The organism is Ectorhizobium quercum (genome assembly GCF_026552795.1).
Lineage (GTDB): Bacteria > Pseudomonadota > Alphaproteobacteria > Rhizobiales > Rhizobiaceae > Ectorhizobium > Ectorhizobium quercum.
Map to the genome: position 1 here is coordinate 136,354 of NZ_JANFPI010000004.1, position 17,781 is coordinate 154,134.

A 17,781-nucleotide genomic window follows, 5' to 3' on the forward strand; every position below is an offset into this window, starting at 1 on the left:
GTCCAATCGCGACATGCAGACATAACGCCACGATATGCGCCGCGGCAAGCGCGCGATTGAAAACCGGAAAGGACGACAGAATGAGCGACGGCTCGACCACCACCGCCTATCCCGTGACGCCGAGAAACCGCGTCAGGCGCCTGCATGAGCGCGGGCGCTACGATCACGAGGCGGTTCATGCGGTTCTCGATGCGGGCATGCTCTGTCATGTCGCCTATGTGATCGACGGGCAGCCCTATTGCACGCCGACCATCCATTGGCGCGAGGGCGACAGGCTCTACTGGCACGGCTCCTCCGCCAGCCGCATGCTGCGCCATGAAAAGGCCGGCGCGCCGGTCTGCGTCACCGTTTCCCATCTCGACGGGCTGGTTCTCGCCCGTTCGGGCTTCAATCACTCGGCCAACTACCGTTCGGCCATGTGCTTCGGAACGGCGTTTATCGTGGACGATCCCGAGGAGAAGGCGCGGGCTCTGGCCGCCGTCACCGACCGGTTCTGGCCGGGACGGGCCGCAACCCTCAGGCCCGTCGACCCGCAGGAGGCGAAGGCGACGACGGTGATCGGCATGACGATCGAGGACGCGGCGGTGAAGGCGCGCGCCAAGGGCGTCGGCGATGACGACACGCAGGACGCGGCGTTTCCGGTCTGGGCGGGCGTCATCCCGGTCGAGACCGTGATCGGCGCGCTGCGGCCGAGCCCGGTCATGCCCCCTGCCGTTCCCGTGCCGGACAGCGTGCGGCTTTATGGCGAGGGGCGGCGGCTCGACGAGGCGCTTGTGGAAACCCAGGCGCTTTATGAAAAGCGCTGAGGTCCGCCTTGCCTGCGGTTTCTAGCCTTCCGACGCCCAGCAGTTGAAGCCGTGCTTCTTCAGCGCGCCGCAGGCCTGCCATGCGCTGTCCTTGCCGGAGAAGCCCGCAAAGCGGGCGCGGTAGACCGTCTGCCCGCCGGTCCGGTATTCCACGACCAGCGGCGCGGCGTCACGCAGGGGGCCCGGCACACGGGAGCGGGCGCGCTCCAGAATGCTCAGCGCATCGTCGCGGCCCGGCGTAGCGGCGATCTGGATCGTCCAGCCGCCGGCGGCCTCCTGGAAGGTTTCGGACTGGTCCGCCGCCTGCGCGAGGGCGGCGACTTCGGCCTGCGCGCCGCGCGGTTCGGGCACGGGCAGCATGCCGAGGCTTGCCGATTGCACCGTCTGTTCGGCGCGCAGCGTCGGCACCGGCGCCTGGCGGATTTCCGGGGCGATGGAACTGGTCACGACCGGGCTGACGCCCCGCTTGGCGACGAGGCCGCCGCCGCCGCGGGTGGATGCCTTCGGCATGTAGCGGGCGATCAGGTCGCGCATGTGGGCGTCGCGGCTGGCCGCCGTGTTGCCGCCCATGACGACGGCGACGATCGAGCGGTTGCCGCTGCGCGCCGAGGTCACGAGATTGAAGCCCGATGCGTTGATGTAGCCGGTCTTGATGCCGTCGACCCCCTTGACCTGTTGCAGCAGCCGGTTGTGGTTGCCGAACACCTGCTTGCCGAAGCTGAAGCTGCGGGTCTGGAAGATCGCGTAGCGCTGGGGGAAATGCTCGCGCAGGGCGATGCCGAGGATCGCCATGTCGCGGGCGGTCGTCACCTGCCGCGGATTGGGCAACCCGTGCGCGTTGCGGAACGTGGTGTTGCGCATGCCGAGCGCGCGGGCCTTTTCGGTGGCCATGCGGGCGAATCCGGCTTCGGAGCCGCCGAGATGCTCGCCGAGCGCCGTCGCCGCGTCGTTGGCCGATTTCGTCACCAGCGCCAGCATCGCGTCGCGCACGGTGATCGTCGAGCCGGCCTTCAGGCCGATCTTCGACGGCGGCTCGGCGGCGGCGCGGCGCGAGACGGCGATGCGCGTCGTTTCGCGCATGCGTCCGGCATCGAGCGCCTCGAAGGCCAGGTAGAGCGTCATCATCTTGGTCAGGGATGCGGGATAACGCCGGGCATCGGCATTCTCGGCGTAAAGCACCTTGCCGGTCCGGGCATCAATGACGAAGCCGGCATAGCGTGGATTGGCCGCGGCGGTTCCGGCAATGCCGAGAACGAGCGCCAGCGCCACGAGGAGTCGGGTGAGAAACGTCATCTTCAAAGCGAGCGTCCAGGTCTGGTTTGTGTGAATGCGGCGCCCGGCGCCGGCATGGCAGTCGTCGTCACGCGGCCCGGTCAAAGATATTAACGAGCCGTTAAGACAGGCTATGCGCCAAGCGTTACCGCTTCCTTAACGCAACCGTCTTTTGCCGTCCCGAAGCACTGAAGGTTCGATCACAAGAACGCGACCTGCGCCATCCTGAGGCACTTTGTGTCGGAAGCGTGGCGGTGCCCCGGGAAAACGGGCGATCGTGAATGGACAGACGCGGCGCGATGGGCCTAAACCAAAGAACGGATGATGGAACGGGATCGTCGGGCGATGATGAATATTCTGGAAAAGGCGGCGCTGGAGGCGGGCCGCGCCATTCTGGACATCCATGCCAGGGGCGCGCAGGTCATGTTCAAGGCCGACTGTTCCCCCGTGACGGAGGCCGACCGGACGGCGGAAACGATCATCCTGTCCCATCTGGCGGATGCGTTTGCGGATATTCCGGTGATCGCCGAGGAATCGGTCGCCGCCGGCCGGATACCGGATATCGGCGCCGGCCGCTTCTTCCTCGTCGATCCGCTCGACGGCACCAAGGAGTTCATCGCCCGCAACGGCGATTTCACCGTCAACATCGCCCTGATCGAGGCGGGCGTTCCGGTCGCCGGCGTGGTCTATGCGCCGGCCTGCGGACGGGCCTATAGCGCGGCTGGCACGGGCGCGGAAAAGCTGGAGGTGACGGCCGGCTTCACCGTCGCCTCGCGAACCGCCATCGGCGTCCGTCCCTGCCCGACCGAGCCGGTCGCCCTCGTCAGCCGCTCGCACAATTCTCCCGAAACCCTTGCCTTCCTCGACGGCAAGGGGATCGCCGCGCGGCGGGTGGTCGGATCGTCGTTGAAATTCTGTCTCCTGGCCGAAGGCGCAGCGGATGTCTATCCGCGCTTTTCCCGCACGATGGAGTGGGACACGGCGGCCGGCGACGCCATCCTGCGGATCGCCGGCGGCACGGTGACGGATATCGAAGGCGCGCCGCTTTGCTACGGCAAGCCGGGTTTCGCCAATCCCTTCTTCATCGCGACCGGCGGCCTGCCGGCGTGAAGCGTCCCGTTAGAGCATTTCATCTTTTCGCTGAAATGCTGAAATTCTCCAACTCTTTGTTTTTACGCGATTCCGAACGAAAAACCGCTTCACACTTTTCCTGGAATTGCCCTAGGCGAGAAGCTTGAACGGCACGCCGGACAGCAGGGCGCGGACATAGCGGCGCTTCTGGTAATAGCCGTTGAGCGAGACGCGCGGCAGGCGGGTGGTGGCGTTCAGCAGGCCCGGATGCAGCACGCCCGGCCGCGTCGTCACGCCGACCTCGATGCCGGCACCGGCGACGGCCCGTTCCGCGGCGGCGCAGAAGGCCGACGCCCAGCCATAGGGATAGGAAAAGGATCGCGGGCGGACGCCGACATAGGATTCGATCCTGTCGAGCGAGGTCTCGACCTCGAAACGCTGGCGCGCCTCGTCGAGACGGCAGAGGTTGGCATGCGTCATCGTATGGCCGCCGAAATGGACGAGTGCATCTTCCGCTGCGTGATCGGCCAGTTCGGCGGCGGTCATGGTCAGGTCGTCGACGATGGCGAGCGGATCGACGCCGTAGGCGGCGGCCGCCGCGTCGATGCGGGCGACGGCCTCGTCCTCGTCGACGGCGCGGATGAAGCGGGCGAAGCGCTCGAAGACGGCGCTCTTCTCGGAAAGGCTGCGGCTGGCGACCCATTCCTCGCCGCTGCCGAAATCGAAGCGGAAGCTGTCGCGGCCGGCCGCCAGCGCCTCGGCGGTTTCCCACCACATGGAGCGGCTGCGCTCGACGAAGCCGGGTGTGATGAAGATCGTGTAGGGAACGCCGTAGCGCCTGAAGACCGGCGCGGCGAATTCGCGATTGTTGCGATAGCCGTCGTCCAGCGTGAAGGCGACGAAGTTGCGTGCGTCCTGCGGATCGGCGAGCAGGGCCGGCAGGTCGTGCAGGTGAACGGGTGTGAGGCCGGCGGCGAGACTTTCCTCGATGGCCTCGGCCAGAAAGTCCGGCGTGACGGCAAGATAGGCGTTCGGCGCGTAGGCCCTGCCCGCCTCGGGCCGGACGTGGTGCAGCGTCCAGATCACGCCGCGTCCGCCGGCTTTCGGAAACAGCGCCCTCACCGGGCGCAGGGCGGTGATTTCGAGCCCTGCCCGGATCAACGGATATTTAAGCCGGGATTTCACATTGGGCCAGAAAGACATGCACGGGTGCCCGCACGAACCTGAAAACGATCCCCCGGTCGTACAGCGAGAGTCTTAACGGACCACAAACAACGGGTTGTCCTGGCGGGCGCTATTCACTCACCGGGCGCAAGAAGCATGTCGAGAATGGCCGTGTCGTCCTCGTCCGACATGATGTCCGGGTAGGAGGCCATGACGAAGCGCAGGACGGCGGCGATGCCGTCGATATGCACCTTCATCAGCCTGACGGCCTCCGCCTCGTCATGGGCGGCGATCGCCTTCTGGATCGCGGCGTGTTCCTCGACCACCTCGTCGAAGAAACCTTCCTTCGGGTAGGCGCGCCGGCGCAGCCGGTCGAGCTGGCCGGTCGAGGCATGGATCGTCTGCCAGATATTCGGGAAGCCGGCGACGGTGCAGATCAGCCGGTGGAACTCATTGTCGATGGCGAAGGCATCGTCCGCGTCGGCGCGCTTGGCGGCTTCCTGCTGGCGGAACATCAACAGGTCAAAATCGCGCTGCCGGTCCGGCTGGAAATTGCGGGCGGCAAGGCGCACCATCCGCATTTCCAGCGCATCGCGCACGATCTGCCCCTCGATGACGTCGCGCACGGAGATCTTGTTGACGAAGGTGCCGCCGCTCGGAATGACGTTGACCAGCCCTTCCTGCGCCAGCCTGAGAACGGCCTCGCGCATCGGCGTGCGGGAAATGCCGAGCTGTGCGCAGATTTCCCTCTCGTGCAGGGCGGCCCCGGGCGGCAGCTTCATGGTGATGATCGCGTCACGAAGCTCGTTATAGGCCTTCACGGCCTTCGGCTGGCCGTCACCCGCTTCCATCGGCCGGAATTCGAAGTGCATGCGGTCCTTTCCATGTCTCCTGGGCCGGGTTAGCGCGTCCGCCACGCTCAGGCAAGCTCCATCAGTACAGCCTCAAGCGATTCGAGGAAAATATCGGCATGCTCGCGCCGGAACGGCAGGGGCGGACGGATCTTCAGCACATGCCCGTGAGGGCTGGCTGCGGAAATCAGCACGCGCCTGCGTCTCAGCCCGTTCACCACCTTCAATGACAGCGCGCCGTCCGGCTCGCCGCTTTCCCGGTCCCTGACGAATTCGAGGCCGAGAAAGAGGCCCGCGCCGCGCGCCGCGCCGACACAGGCGAAGCGCTCCTGGAGCCGCTTCATTCCCTCCAGCATATGATGGCCCGTCGCGGCGGCGTTTTCCATCAGATTTTCGTCGCGGATCACGTCGAGCACGGCGGAGGCCGCGGCGATGGAAACGTGATTGGCGCCGAACGTGTTGAAATAGCGGATGTCGCGGCCGAATTTCTCCTGCACCTCGGCCTTCATCACGGTGGCGGCGATGGGAATGCCGTTGCCCATCGGCTTGCCCATCACGGCGATGTCCGGCACGATGCCGTGGCGCTCAAAGCCCCACATGTGCGAGCCGGTGCGCCCGAAGCCCGGCTGCACCTCGTCGGCGATGTAGAGCGCGCCGTGCGCGTGCATCACCTCAACGGTCTTTTGCAGGAAGCCGGCGGGATCGGGAAAGATGCCGTCGGTGGAGAAGATGCTGTCGGCGATGAAGGCCGCCGGCCTGATACCGTGGCGCAGCATGAAGGCGATCGCCTTCTCCACCTCCTCGGCCAGAACATCGCCCACGTCGCGGCCGTTCGCCCTGGCCGGGTCGGGCGCGGGCACGGTGAAGACATGGGCTCCGAGCGGCACGTTGGGGCCGAGCGACGGCGAGATTTCGGCGGCCGCGGCCGTCACGCCGTGATAGGCGTTCTCGGTGATGATGATGCCCGTGCCGCCTGTGTGATAGCGGGCGATCCTCAGCGCCAGGTCGACGGCCTCCGATCCGGTGCAGGTGAACATCACCCGGTCGATTTGCTCAGGGAAGGTCGCGAGCAGCCGCTCGGCGTAGTCGAGGATGGTGTCGTCGAGATAGCGCGTGTGCGTGTTGAGGATCGCCGCCTGCTTCGCGACCGCTGCGACGACATGGGGATGGCAATGGCCGACCGAGGGCACGTTGTTGTAGACGTCGAGATAGGCTTCCCCCTCAGCGTCGTAGAGCCAGACCCCCTCGCCGCGCACCGGATGCACCGGCTCCTCGTAGAACAGGCGGTAGGAGGGGCCGAGCAGCGCCTGTCGGCGCTCGATCAGGCGGCGCTCGCCTTCGGGCAGGCTTGCGAGCCGTGCCGGGTCGAAGCCGTTGATCATGACGGGGGCGGGTTTGGACATGACGGTTCCTTCTCGGACGGCTTACTTGAAGACGGATTGCAGGCGGCGGGCGGCCTGCGCCGCGCCGATGGCGTCGAGGCGGGCGAACTGCCGCTCGACCGTCGGGCTGTTGCGGGTCAGGAACGGACGCTGGTCGGGGAAAAGACCGCACCGCCATTCCGGGATGACGAGACGCATGGCAAGGCGCGTGACGATGGCCGGGTAGAGCAGGTCGAGCTCGGCCGCGCCCAGCGTCCTGAGAGAGGCGTAGCCTTCGAGGAAGTCGCAGGCGGCGGCAACCGGGTCCTCTTCCTCGCCCATCTGGTAGGCCGCGCCGACGGCGACGTCGAACAGCAGCGGGGCATGCACCATGTCGCCGAAATCGATGATGCCGCTGATCCTGTCCGGGTCGTCCGGATCGACGAGGATGTTCTCCATGTTGAAATCGTTGTGGACGACCTGGGCCGGAAGGCCCGCCATCGCCGGCACGATCCGCGCGTCGAAATCGTCGACCGCCTTTTCGAGCCGCGCGCGGATCGGCCGGTCGCCGAAGGCCGGCAGCAGGTCGCGCAGGCCGCTTGCATGCTTCATGTCCCAGGTGATGCGGTGATGCGCCGCCTCGTGGGTGAAATCCGCCAGCGCGTTCTGCATGCGCGCCAGCCAGACGCCGACGGCGCGGCGTTGCGTCCGGGAATGCGGCGCGCTCTTCTGCGCCCTGCCCGGCACGAACGTCACCATGCGCACGCTACGCTCCTGCCCTCCCGCATCCACCATGCGGAAATCCGCCTCGCCGTCCAGCGTGCGGATGATGCGCTGCACCGGAATGTCCGGGTCGCGCGCCGCGACATGGATGAGCGCCTGGCTGTGCATGGCGGTCACGGCCCGGCTTTCGGCGGGATTGAGGATTTTCAGGAGGTATTCCGTGCCGTCGGCCAGCGACAGGCGATAGTTGGAATCCTTCTCGCCCCACAGCCATTCGGCCCGGCCGTCGAGGCCGTACCGGTCGCGGGCGATGGCCTGCGCCTCCTCCGCACTGACGATGACGGCTTCCGTCTTCAGTTCCGCGCCCACCGTGGGCGATTTCACGGCCGTTGCCGTCATGGTGTTTCCTTTGTCTTTTCTGCTTTGTCTCGCCCTTCCCTCTCCTCCGTCATGCCCGGGCTCGACCCGGGCATGACGGAGGAGAGGCGGTCCGCCGGATTCACCTTCCCGGCGGACCGGGAAGGGCTTGCATCGAAGGCCTTACGCCGCCTTGCGCGGCGCGGTCAGGAACTCTTCCGGCCAGGCCGCCTGATAGGCGGCGGCGAGCCTCAGCACGATATCGTCGCGATAGCGCGGGCCGACGAATTGCAGGCCGACGGGCAGGCCGCCGCCGTCGAAGCCGCAGGGCACGGACACTGCCGGCTGGCCCGTCATGTTGAAGGGATAGGTGAAGGGCGACCAGTCGGACCAGTCCTTGCCCTCGACGCCGCCGGGGAAATCGACACCCGCCTCGATGGCCGTCACCGGCATGGTTGGCAGCATCAGCGCGTCGTATGTCTCGTGGAACAATGCCATCGTCACCTTGAGATCGGCGCGCACCTGCTCGGCGGCGACGTAGTCGATGGCCGAATAGGTCTTGCCCTTCTCGTAGATTTTGATCAGGCCGGGGTCCATCAGCGCCTTCTGCGCCTCGGTGGGATTGGCGAGTTCCACGCTGCGGGCTTCCGCCGCGTACCAGAGCGCGATGAGCGCGTCCTGGGGGTTGGAGAAGCCCGGATCGGCCTCCTCGACGATCGCCCCCATGTCGGCGAGGCGTTCGGCAGCGCGCTCTATCGCCGCGGCCACGTCCGGCTGGACCTCGGCATAGCCGAGATTGCGGCTGTAGCCGATCTTCAGGCCCTTGACCGACGCGCCCTTGATCGCGGCGTTCCAGTCGGGAACCGGCGTCGGGCAGGTGCCGTACATGGCAAGCGGCGTCGGCCCGGTCGCGGCGTTGAGGAACAGCGTCGCATCCTCCACCGTGCGGGTGAGCGGGCCGCGATGGGCAAGCTCGAACAGCGGCGACGGCGTATCGGCGGGTATCCAGCCGAAGGTGGGCTTGATGCCGAAGCAGCCGGAAAAGGAGGAGGGAATGCGGATGGAGCCCGCGCCGTCCGAACCCTCGTGCAGCACGCCCATGTTGAGGGCGGCCGAGACCGCCGCGCCTCCGGACGAGCCGCCGGAGGCGCGGTCGGTGCGCCAAGGGTTGAGCGTGTTGCCGAAGGCGGGGCCGTGCGTGACGCCCTTCCAGCCGAATTCCGGCGAGGTCGTGGTGCCGAGCACGGTGACGCCAGCGCCGCGCAACCGCTTCATGATGGTGAATTCCTTGTCCGAAGGCTCCTTCGAGCCGAGCGCGGAGCCGCGACGCCACGGAATGCCCTTCACCGGCGTCAGTTCCTTGATGGTGGTCGGCGCGCCGTCGATGGGCGAAAGCGGTTCGCCCTTCTTCCAGCGTGCTTCCGATTCCTTCGCCGCCGCGAGCGCCATGTCCGGCACCACATAGGCGAAGGCGTTGACGTCCGGGTTGAAGCGCTCGATCCGGTCGAGCGAGGCTTTCGCCGCCTCGACGGGCGAGGCCTTGCCGGAGGCGAAGAGCTTCAGAAGCTCGGTGGCGCTCATCTCTCCCAGATCGGTCTTTTCGGAACCGCTCATAATCATTTCCCTTTAATGCTTCCTGACGGAAGGAGGCGCGGACGCCTTCTTCCCGATTGAAATCTCGCGAATACCTTTCATTCGTCATCCTCGGGCTTGACCCGAGGATCCATCCGCGAATGCGGACGGTGGATGCCCGGGTCAAGCCCGAGCATGACGGGGAGAGGTGTGCGGCCTATCACTGCCGGAACGGAGAGGGCGGCAAGCCCCCTCCCCTCCTTGCGATCACGCGCGGGTGGCGGCGACCTTGTCCAGCGCGCGGGCGACGGCGGCGAACATCTCGTCGATCTGCTCGGCGGTGATGATCAGCGGCGGGCAGAAGCACAGCGCTTCCGCGACGTTGCGGACGATCAGGCCTTCCTGCTCGCAGGCGGCGGAAAGGGCGGCGGCGGCGTCGCCGGCGGCAGCGCCTTCCCACGGCTTCAGTTCCAACGCGCCGAGGAGGCCGACGCCGCGCGAGGAGTGCGCCAGCGGATGTTCGGCGAGCTTCGCCAGACCGCCGAGGAACTTCTCCTCCAGCCGGGCGGCGTTGCCGACCAGATCGCGCTCCTGGATGATCTTGAGGTTTTCGAGGCCGACGGCGGTCGCCACCGGATGGCCCGACGCCGTGAAGCCGTGGCCGAAGACGCCGATACGGTTCGATTCGTCGGCGATCGGCTGGTAGAAGTTGTCGTTCACGATGATCGCGGAAAGCGGCATGTAGGACGAGGAGATCTGCTTGGAGACGACCAGCACGTCCGGCTCGATGCCGAAGGTCTCGCAGGCGAACATCTTGCCGGTGCGGCCGAAGCCGCAGATCACCTCGTCGGCGACGAGCAGGATGTCGTATTTCTTCAGGATCTTCTGCACGCCTTCCCAGTAGCCGGCCGGCGGAACCAGCACGCCGCCGGCGCCCATCACCGGCTCGCCCCAGAAGGCGGCGATGGTTTCCGGGCCTTCCTTCAGGATCAGGTCTTCGAGGTCCTTGAGGATGCGGGCGGTGAAGTCGGCTTCGCTTTCGCCTTCCAGGCCGAAATGGACGTAGGACGGGCAGGACGTGTGGATCATCCGGTCCAGCGGCAGGTCGAAGCTTTCATGGTTGCGCGGCAGGCCGGTGATCGAGGCCGAGGCGATGGTGACGCCGTGATAGCCCTTGATGCGGCCGATGATCTTCTTCTTGTCCTTGTTGCCGAGCGCGTTGGAGCGATACCACACCATCTTGGCGGCAAGGTCGTTGGCCTCGGAGCCGGAGGAGGTGAAATGCACCTTCGACATCGGCACCGGGGCGATCTTGATCAGCAGTTCGGCGAGGTCGATGGAGGGGCCGTGCGTCTTGTAGGAGAAGGTGTGGTAATAGGGCAGCTTCTCCATCTGCGCCTTGGCGACTTCGGCCAGACGCTTCTCGCCGAAGCCGAGCGCCACCGACCACAGGCCGGCCATGCCCTCGATGTAGCGCTTGCCGGACGTGTCGGTGACATAGATGCCGTCGCCGGATTCGATGACCAGCCCGCCTTCCTTCTCGTATTTGCGAAGGTTGACGTTGGGGTGAAGCTGGTAGGCGATATCGCGGGCTTCGATGGAGTTGGGTACGACTGTCATGGGGTGCTCCGTTGTAAAAGCATGAGGATTCTGGAATGGCGGGGGCCGGATCAGGCCATTGCGGCTTCTTTCTCCCGGCCGGGAATCGCGTCGATGAGGCTTTGAGTGTAGGCGTGTTTGGGCGCGCCGAAAATGGCGGCACCGGGGCCGATTTCGACCACCTCGCCTTTTTGCATCACCATGACGCGGTCGCAGATCTGGGCGGCAACGCGCAGGTCGTGGGTGATGAAGATCAGCGACAGGTTCAGCTCCCGCTTCAGCGTGCCGAGCAGGTCGAGAACCTGTGCCTGGATGGAGACGTCAAGGGCCGAAACGGCCTCGTCGGCGACGATGATTTCCGGGTTCAGCGCCAGCGCCCGGGCGATGCCGATGCGCTGGCGCTGGCCGCCGGAAAATTCATGCGGGAAGCGGTTGATCCCCTTGGGGTCGAGGCCGACCAGCTCCATCAGTTCGGCCGCGCGGGTGCGGGCCTTCTTCTCGTCCTCGCCGTAGGCGATGGGACCGTCCGCGATGATGCGGCCCACCTTCTCGCGCGGATTGAGCGAGGAGAACGGGTCCTGGAAGATCATCTGGATGCGGCGGCGCACGGCGCGCAGTTCCGCGCCCTTCAGGAGCGCCATGTCCCGGTCGCCGATGAGCACGCGGCCGCTGTCGGGGTCCTGAAGCCTGACGAGGCAGCGCCCGACGGAGGATTTGCCGGAGCCGCTCTCGCCGACGATGCCGAGCGTCTCGCCGCGCCCGAGGGTGAAGGACACGTTCCTGACGGCCGGCACCTCGCGCTTCTTCGAGAACAGCCCGCCGCCGAGATGGTAGGTCTTGGTCAGGTTCTCGACGGTCAGGACCGGTGCGGCCGCCGTCTTTTCCTCCACGCCCGCCCTGAGCTTCGGGATCGCCGCGATCAGCTTCTTCGTATAGGAGTGCCGCGGTGAATAGAGCACATCCTCCGCCGGGCCGCTTTCGACGATCCGGCCGAGCTGCATCACGCTCACATAATCGGCGATTTCCGCCACCACCCCGAAATCGTGGGTGATGAACATCACCGCCATGTTGCGCTCCTTCTGGAGCGCGGCGATGAGCTTGAGGATCTGCGCCTGCGTGGTGACGTCGAGCGCGGTCGTCGGCTCGTCGGCGATCAGCACCTGCGGTTCGAGCGCCAGCGCCATCGCGATCATCACGCGCTGGCGCTGGCCGCCGGAAAGCTGGAACGGATAGCTGTCGGCGGCGCGCGGCGGGTCGGGCAGGCCGACCTCGGTCAGAAGCTTCAGCGCCCGTTCCCGGCGTTCCTTCGGCGTCAGCAGGCCGTGCGCCTCGAAGACCTCCTCGATCTGCGCCGAGACCTTCATCAGCGGGTTGAGCGCCGACATGGGCTCCTGGAAGATCATCGCGACGCGGCGGCCGCGCACGTCGTAGAGCTTTTCGGGCGGCTGGGTCAGCAGGTCGATGCCTTCCAGCAGGATGCGGCCTTCGGCGACGCGCACCGTGTCGGGCAGAAGGCCCATCAGCGCATTGGCCGACATGGACTTGCCGGAGCCGCTTTCGCCGACCACGCAGAGCATCTCGCCGGGGCGCAGCGTGAAGTTCACGCGCTCCACCGCGAAGGGGCGGTCGGCCCCTTCCGGCAGGGCGATGGAAAGCTTCTCGATGCGCACCACCGGCTCCGGGCGGCCCTCGGCCGGCTCGGGATGGATGACGGGCTTGTAGAGATCGTCGATCATCGGGCTTCCCTCACTTTCCGCGCCGCGCAAGGCGCGGGTTGAGCGCATCGTTCAGCCCCTCGCCGATCAGGTTCAGCGCCAGAACGGTGAGCAGGATGGCCGCACCGGGGAAGAAGCTCACCCACCACGCCTGCCGGATGACGGTGCGGCCCGCGCCGATGATGTAGCCCCACGACATGACGTTGCGGTCGCCGAGGCCGAGGAAGGACAGCGAGCTTTCGATGAGGATCGCGGCGGCCACCATCATCGAGGCCAGAACGATGATCGGCGACAGCGTGTTGGGCAGGATCTGCCGCCAGATGATCGTCGCATGGGTCTGGCCGGACAGCACGGCGGCCTCGACGAATTCCCGCGATTTCAGCGACATCACCTCGCCGCGCAGGAGCCGTGCCACCGGCGGCCACGAGACGATGGCGATGGCCGCGACGATGGAGGCGATCGACGGCTGGAAGATCGCCACCAGCACGACGGCGAGCGCGAAGCTCGGCACCGACTGGAAGAATTCGGTGAAGCGCATGAGAACGTCGTCGACCCAGCCGCCGAAATAGCCGGCCAGAGCCCCGATCGGAATGCCGATCGCCAGCGAGACGACGGTGGAGACCAGGCCGACCAGCAGCGAGATGCCCGCGCCGTGCGCCAGGCCGGCGGCAAGATCGCGGCCCATCGGATCGGTCCCGAGCAGGAAGCCGTTCATCGTGAAGGGCGGAATGAAGGGGCGCTGCACCATCGCCCAGGGCGAGCGGGGAAAGAGGAAGGGCGCAGACGCCGACAGCACGACGACGGCAAGCAGGATGACGAGGCCGAGGACCGCGCCCTTGTTGCGCGAGAAGCGTTTCCAGAAATCCTTCATGACGTCACCCGGATACGCGGATCGACGATGCGGTAGAGAACATCGGTGATGAGGTTGAAGAGCAGCACCATCGCCGCGGAAATGACGAAGACGCCGAGCAGCAGGTTGTAGTCGCGCTGGGAGAGCGCCTCGAACATCAGCCGCCCGATGCCCGGCCACGCGAACACCGTTTCGATGAGGACGGCGCCGCCGACGAGCTGGCCGGCCTGGAGCCCCGCCAGCGTGACGACGGGCAGGATGGCGTTGCGCAGCACATGGCGGCGCTGGATGACGCCGGGCCGCAGGCCCTTGGCCTTGGCGGTCTTGACGAAGTCCATCGTGTTGACCTCGAGCATCGAGGCGCGGGTCATGCGCACATAGACGGCCATGAAGAACAGGCCGAGGGTGAGTGCCGGCAGGACGAGATGCCGGAGAATGTCCAGCGCGCGCGCCAGGCCGGTATGGCCGGCCCCGACCGTCTCGTAGCCGAAGCCGGGCAGCCAGCCGAGCTGGACGGAGAACAGCAGCACCGCCATCAGCGCCAGCCAGAACAGCGGCGTGGCATAGAAGATCAGCGCGACCGTCGAGATGATCGTGTCCGACCAGCGGCCCTGCCGCGCGGAGGCGACCGCGCCGGCGAGAATGCCGAGGCCGAGCGAGATGACGAAGGCGGAAACGGACAGGAGAAGCGTCGCCGGCAACCGGTCGAGGATCAGGTCCAGAACGGGAAGCTGCTGGCGGTAGGAATAGCCGAGGTCGAGCTGCACGACCGAGGAGAGGTAGATGAAAAGCTGCATGTAAAGCGGCTTGTCGAGGCCGAAGCGCTCGCGAAGCTGCCGGAGGAAGACTTCGTCCGTCTCGCCCGCCTCGCCCGCCATGACTGCGGCGGGATCGCCCGGCGCGGCATGGATGAGGAAGAAGTTGAGAATGGTGATGCCGATCAGGATGACGACCGCCTTGAGAAGCCGTCCCGCGATGAACCGCGCCATGAGACCTATCCGTTTGTGTTGCAGGAAAGGACCGGCCGCTTTTCGCCGCCGGTCCGCCCGTCGAAGCCGTTACTCTTCGATGTAGGCGTCACGCAGGGATTCGGCGAGGCCGTTGGCCGTGGTCACGACGTCCTTGAACTTGCAATTGTAGATCGTCGGGAAGCCGAGTTCGAGCAGCCAGGCGACGGGAACGTCTTCCAGCAGCCTGGCTTGCACCTGATCGTAGAGCTTCTGGCGCTCCTCGGCCGGGTAGGCGATGGCCGCGTCCTCGAACAGCTTGTCCACCTCGGGGTTGGAATAGCCCTCGACATTGTTCCACGGCGATCCCTTGACGATCTGCGAGGTCTTGTAGTTGCGGTCGACGCCGATGGCCGGATCGCCGTTCTGGTAGAGGAAGGTGAAGGCGATGTCGTATTCCCAGTTCGCCGTGCGCTGGTTCCAGCCGGCGACGTCGGTGGATTCGATTTCGACCGGAATACCGACGTCGGACAGGTTCTGCTTCACGGCCTCGGCCCAGCGCTGCCAGGTCTCGCCATAGGGAAGCGGCAGCAGTTTCAGCGGCTTGCCGTCATAACCGATTTCCTCGAGCAGGGCCTTGGCCTTGTCGGGATCGTAGGAATATTGCGGTTCCTGCTTGCTGTAGAAGGGCAGTTTCGAGGAGAACGGGCCGGTGGCGACCTCGCCATAGCCGTTCCACAGCACCTCCTTGGCGAATTCGCGGTCGAGCGCGAACATGATCGCTTGGCGGAACTTCGGATTGTCCATCGGCGCGGTGCGGTTGTTGAGCCACAGCCAGGAGAGCGGCGCGAAATATTCCCAGCCCTTTTCGGTGGTGCAGGTGTTCGGCAGAGCCGTCAGGCGCGGAATGTCGAAATTCTCGACCGAGCCGCCCGGCAGGATGTCGACGGCGCCGGTTTCGAAGGCCACCGCGCGCGAGGCGCCGTCCGGGATGATCTGGTAGATCAGTTCCTCGAGATAGGGCTTGCCTTCGAGATAGTAGTCCGCGTTCTTTTCCAGCCGGATGAAGCTGCCCTTGCGCCATTCGGCGAACTTGAACGGGCCGGTGCCGACGGGCTTCTCGTTGGCCGGGTTGGTCATGTAATCCGTGCCCTCGTAGATATGCTTCGGCACGATGGGCATGGCGCCGAAGGCGAAGGCGCGGATGAAGGGCTCGAACGGCTGCTTCAGCGTGAAGACGACGGTCTTTTCGTCCGGCGCCGTCACGCTTTCGACCTGGGTCATGGCGTTGCGGTGGCGCGGCTGCGTCTCCATCAGGAAGTCGTTGACCGAGAACAGGACGTCTTCCGCCGTCATCGGCGTGCCGTCATGGAACTTCACATTGTCCTGAAGCACAAAGGTGTAGGTGAGGCCGTCTTCCGAGATCGTCCATTCCTTCGCCAGCGACGGCATCGGCTGGAGCGTCTCGTCGTAGCGCAGCAGGCTTTCGTAGATGTTGCCGCCGACCGCCAGCGCCGGGCCGTTGGTGACGATGCCGATCATCAGGCCCGGCGGTTCCGGCTGAACGATGAGATTGGCCTTGCCGCCGGCGGCGGGAGCCGCGAAAGCAGCGCTGGCCGTCAGGAACAGGGCAAGGGAGGTGGAAAGCAGACGTCGCATGAAGTTCCCCTTATGGTTTTTCGTTAGAACGCGCGCGTGATCCGTTGCAGTATTCAATATACCGATATATCGCGACGGCATTAAATGCCGCGCCACAAACACTGTCAAGCGAGGAGCCTTGCAATTTGCACAAAGCTTGGCTTCCGTTTCATGTTGCCAATTTAATATGCAGGCCGCAACCGTTGCCGGGCATCCGGGCCGGCGGCCCGCTCCTGACCCTGGGTCCTGCCGCGCCGGGTGGCGGTTCGGATCTTGGATCGTCGGCAGGCGTGGAAAATCGAAACCGAATGTCGATTCAGTGTATTTTTGATGTATTCGTTCCTCGGCGAGACCGGGCCAGGGGGCCGGGGAGCGAAGAAAGGGAACAGAAATGACCGACGAGACGATCCTGACCGTAGCGGCGCTGCATGAACGCGTGGAAGCCATCTTTCTCAACGCCGGCCTGAACGGCGTTCAGGCGGGTGCTCTGGCGCGGGTCATCGTCGCGGGCGAGCGCGATGCCTGCAAGTCCCACGGCATTTACAGGATCGAGGGGGCGTTGCGGACGGTGAAGGCCGGCAAGGTGAAGCCGGATGCCGTGCCCGTCCTCGTGCCGCAGGAGGCCTCGGCCATCGTGCGGGTGGATGCCGGCCGCGGCTTCGCCAATCCGGCCTTCGAAGCCGGCCTTCCGGTTCTTGCCGAGCGGGCGCGCAGCCAGGGGCTCGCGGCGCTGGTCATCAACGACTGCACGCATTTCTCGGCGCTCTGGCCGGAGGTGGAGGCCGTCGCACGGGAGGGGCTGGCCGCGCTCGTCATGTGCCCGAGCTATGCCACGGTGGCGCCGGCCGGCGGCAACAAGCCGCTGCTCGGCACCAATCCCTTCGCCTTCGGCTGGCCGCGCATCGGCAATCCGCCCTATGTCTTCGATTTCGCGACCTCTGTCGCCGCCCGCGGCGAGATCGAGCTGCACCGGCGCGCCGGAAAGCCGTTGCCCGAAGGCTGGGCCATCGACGCGGCCGGCCAACCGACGACCGATCCGGAAGCGGCGCTGGCCGGCGCGATGCTGCCTTTCGGCGGGCACAAGGGATCGGCGATCTCGACGATGGTCGAGCTTCTGGCGGGGATCATGATCGGCGACCTGACCAGTCCCGAAGTGCTCGATTTCCTCGGCACGACGACGCTCGCCCCGGTCCACGGCGAACTCATCCTTGCCTTTTCGCCGGAAGCGTTCGCGGCAGGCCGTCCCGGCAATCCTTTCGATCGCGCCGAAGTCCTGTTCGATGCGATTCTCGGCCAGGGCGCGCGCCTGCCCTCGCAGCGCCGCTTTGCCGCCCGCGCGAAGTCCGAAAGCGAGGGCATCGCGCTGACCGGCGCCGAGATCGCGCAACTCGACCGCCTGCTGGAAAAGGGGCTGGACGCCGTCGCATAAGCGGCCCGCCATGCGGCATGCCGGCAATGGCTACGCTTCGGCCTCGCCCGGTGCAAGGCGAGGCACCGGCCGAGCCCGCGGCCATACCTTGCCAACCATCGTGTCGTGAGGTAAGTGCGCACTCCTTTTCAACCGGAAGAACAGCGTGAAACTGGCCCGTATCCTGACCCTCGTCATCCTTGCCGCAGTCTTCGTCATCGGCGGCTTCTGGTATCGCTACGTGACGAACACCGACAGCCCCTATGACGAGGTCGGTATCGAGTTGAACAGCCGTATGCCCGGCCCCGTCAACAAGTGGGGCTGCGAAAAGCTTCACGCGACATTCGGAAACGTTTTGCCGCCGTACGGCTGCCAGTCCGAGGCCGACAGCCGTTCGTGGCGATAGACGGCTGGCGGAGAGGTCGATGGTCCTGCGGGCAAGCGATG

General features: G+C 66.0%; 15 protein-coding genes. 4 read left to right on the forward strand and 11 right to left on the reverse strand.

Annotated features, from left to right (window positions below):
- Positions 1-80 precede the first annotated feature (80 nt).
- Positions 81-806, forward strand: a complete 726-nt coding sequence (locus NOF55_RS13000; RefSeq protein ID WP_306411810.1) for a pyridoxamine 5'-phosphate oxidase family protein — start codon at positions 81-83, stop codon at positions 804-806.
- 21 nt (positions 807-827) lie between these two features.
- Here NOF55_RS13000 and NOF55_RS13005 read toward each other — a convergent pair whose 3' ends face one another.
- Positions 828-2,099: a D-alanyl-D-alanine carboxypeptidase gene (locus NOF55_RS13005; protein WP_306411811.1), complete on the reverse strand. Its 1,272-nt coding sequence runs from the start codon at positions 2,097-2,099 to the stop codon at positions 828-830.
- A gap of 324 nt (positions 2,100-2,423) precedes the next feature.
- On the opposite strand from NOF55_RS13005, the gene cysQ reads away from it, so the two are divergent.
- The gene (gene cysQ, locus NOF55_RS13010) at positions 2,424-3,188 is read left to right on the forward strand and encodes a 3'(2'),5'-bisphosphate nucleotidase CysQ (RefSeq protein ID WP_306411812.1); all 765 of its coding nucleotides are present in this window, start codon (positions 2,424-2,426) and stop codon (positions 3,186-3,188) included.
- 111 nt (positions 3,189-3,299) lie between these two features.
- On the opposite strand, the gene NOF55_RS13015 is transcribed toward cysQ, so the two are convergent.
- The 10 genes from NOF55_RS13015 to NOF55_RS13060 form a co-directional block, all read right to left on the reverse strand.
- Positions 3,300-4,352 carry a polysaccharide deacetylase family protein gene (locus NOF55_RS13015; protein ID WP_306411813.1) on the reverse strand — a complete coding sequence of 351 codons (1,053 nt, stop codon included), beginning with the start codon at positions 4,350-4,352 and terminating at the stop codon, positions 3,300-3,302.
- Between the two features lie 95 nt (positions 4,353-4,447).
- A complete protein-coding gene (locus tag NOF55_RS13020; RefSeq protein ID WP_306411814.1) occupies positions 4,448-5,185 on the reverse strand; it encodes a GntR family transcriptional regulator in 738 nt (245 codons plus the stop codon).
- A gap of 47 nt (positions 5,186-5,232) precedes the next feature.
- Entirely contained in the window at positions 5,233-6,546 is a 1,314-nt protein-coding gene (locus tag NOF55_RS13025; protein WP_370868987.1) for an aspartate aminotransferase family protein, read from the reverse strand.
- Between the two features lie 42 nt (positions 6,547-6,588).
- Entirely contained in the window at positions 6,589-7,647 is a 1,059-nt protein-coding gene (locus NOF55_RS13030; RefSeq protein WP_306411816.1) for a phosphotransferase, read from the reverse strand.
- 141 nt (positions 7,648-7,788) lie between these two features.
- Positions 7,789-9,219: an amidase gene (locus tag NOF55_RS13035; protein WP_306411817.1), complete on the reverse strand. Its 1,431-nt coding sequence runs from the start codon at positions 9,217-9,219 to the stop codon at positions 7,789-7,791.
- Positions 9,220-9,444: 225 nt separating this feature from the next.
- On the reverse strand, positions 9,445-10,797 hold the full coding sequence (locus tag NOF55_RS13040; RefSeq protein ID WP_306411818.1) for an aspartate aminotransferase family protein: 1,353 nt from the start codon (positions 10,795-10,797) through the stop codon (positions 9,445-9,447).
- Positions 10,798-10,847: 50 nt separating this feature from the next.
- Positions 10,848-12,512 (reverse strand): ABC transporter ATP-binding protein, encoded by a 1,665-nt coding sequence (locus NOF55_RS13045; protein WP_306411819.1) that lies wholly within the window; start codon positions 12,510-12,512, stop codon positions 10,848-10,850.
- A 10-nt stretch (positions 12,513-12,522) separates the two neighbouring features.
- A complete protein-coding gene (locus tag NOF55_RS13050) occupies positions 12,523-13,362 on the reverse strand; it encodes an ABC transporter permease (protein ID WP_306411820.1) in 840 nt (279 codons plus the stop codon).
- Complete coding sequence (locus tag NOF55_RS13055; RefSeq protein WP_306411821.1) at positions 13,359-14,330, reverse strand: ABC transporter permease; 972 nt, start codon at positions 14,328-14,330, stop codon at positions 13,359-13,361. The genes NOF55_RS13050 and NOF55_RS13055 overlap by 4 nt, the downstream gene beginning before the upstream one ends.
- Positions 14,331-14,399: 69 nt before the next feature.
- Positions 14,400-15,947 (reverse strand): ABC transporter substrate-binding protein, encoded by a 1,548-nt coding sequence (locus tag NOF55_RS13060; RefSeq protein ID WP_306411822.1) that lies wholly within the window; start codon positions 15,945-15,947, stop codon positions 14,400-14,402.
- Positions 15,948-16,317: 370 nt separating this feature from the next.
- On the opposite strand from NOF55_RS13060, the gene NOF55_RS13065 reads away from it, so the two are divergent.
- Positions 16,318-17,355 (forward strand): Ldh family oxidoreductase, encoded by a 1,038-nt coding sequence (locus NOF55_RS13065; protein ID WP_306411823.1) that lies wholly within the window; start codon positions 16,318-16,320, stop codon positions 17,353-17,355.
- 145 nt (positions 17,356-17,500) lie between these two features.
- Positions 17,501-17,740 carry a hypothetical protein gene (locus NOF55_RS13070; RefSeq protein ID WP_306411824.1) on the forward strand — a complete coding sequence of 80 codons (240 nt, stop codon included), beginning with the start codon at positions 17,501-17,503 and terminating at the stop codon, positions 17,738-17,740.
- Positions 17,741-17,781: the final 41 nt, after the last annotated feature.

Coding starts and splice junctions, on each gene's coding strand:
- NOF55_RS13035 (WP_306411817.1), bottom strand. CDS start 9,219: ATGAGCGGTTCCGAAAAGACCGATCTGGGAGAGATGAGCGCCACCGAG.
- NOF55_RS13055 (WP_306411821.1), bottom strand. CDS start 14,330: ATGGCGCGGTTCATCGCGGGACGGCTTCTCAAGGCGGTCGTCATCCTG.
- NOF55_RS13015 (WP_306411813.1), bottom strand. CDS start 4,352: ATGTCTTTCTGGCCCAATGTGAAATCCCGGCTTAAATATCCGTTGATC.
- NOF55_RS13050 (WP_306411820.1), bottom strand. CDS start 13,362: ATGAAGGATTTCTGGAAACGCTTCTCGCGCAACAAGGGCGCGGTCCTC.
- NOF55_RS13040 (WP_306411818.1), bottom strand. CDS start 10,797: ATGACAGTCGTACCCAACTCCATCGAAGCCCGCGATATCGCCTACCAG.
- NOF55_RS13005 (WP_306411811.1), bottom strand. CDS start 2,099: ATGACGTTTCTCACCCGACTCCTCGTGGCGCTGGCGCTCGTTCTCGGC.
- NOF55_RS13060 (WP_306411822.1), bottom strand. CDS start 15,947: ATGCGACGTCTGCTTTCCACCTCCCTTGCCCTGTTCCTGACGGCCAGC.
- NOF55_RS13065 (WP_306411823.1), top strand. CDS start 16,318: ATGACCGACGAGACGATCCTGACCGTAGCGGCGCTGCATGAACGCGTG.
- cysQ (WP_306411812.1), top strand. CDS start 2,424: ATGATGAATATTCTGGAAAAGGCGGCGCTGGAGGCGGGCCGCGCCATT.
- NOF55_RS13020 (WP_306411814.1), bottom strand. CDS start 5,185: ATGCACTTCGAATTCCGGCCGATGGAAGCGGGTGACGGCCAGCCGAAG.
- NOF55_RS13025 (WP_370868987.1), bottom strand. CDS start 6,546: ATGATCAACGGCTTCGACCCGGCACGGCTCGCAAGCCTGCCCGAAGGC.
- NOF55_RS13030 (WP_306411816.1), bottom strand. CDS start 7,647: ATGACGGCAACGGCCGTGAAATCGCCCACGGTGGGCGCGGAACTGAAG.
- NOF55_RS13000 (WP_306411810.1), top strand. CDS start 81: ATGAGCGACGGCTCGACCACCACCGCCTATCCCGTGACGCCGAGAAAC.
- NOF55_RS13045 (WP_306411819.1), bottom strand. CDS start 12,512: ATGATCGACGATCTCTACAAGCCCGTCATCCATCCCGAGCCGGCCGAG.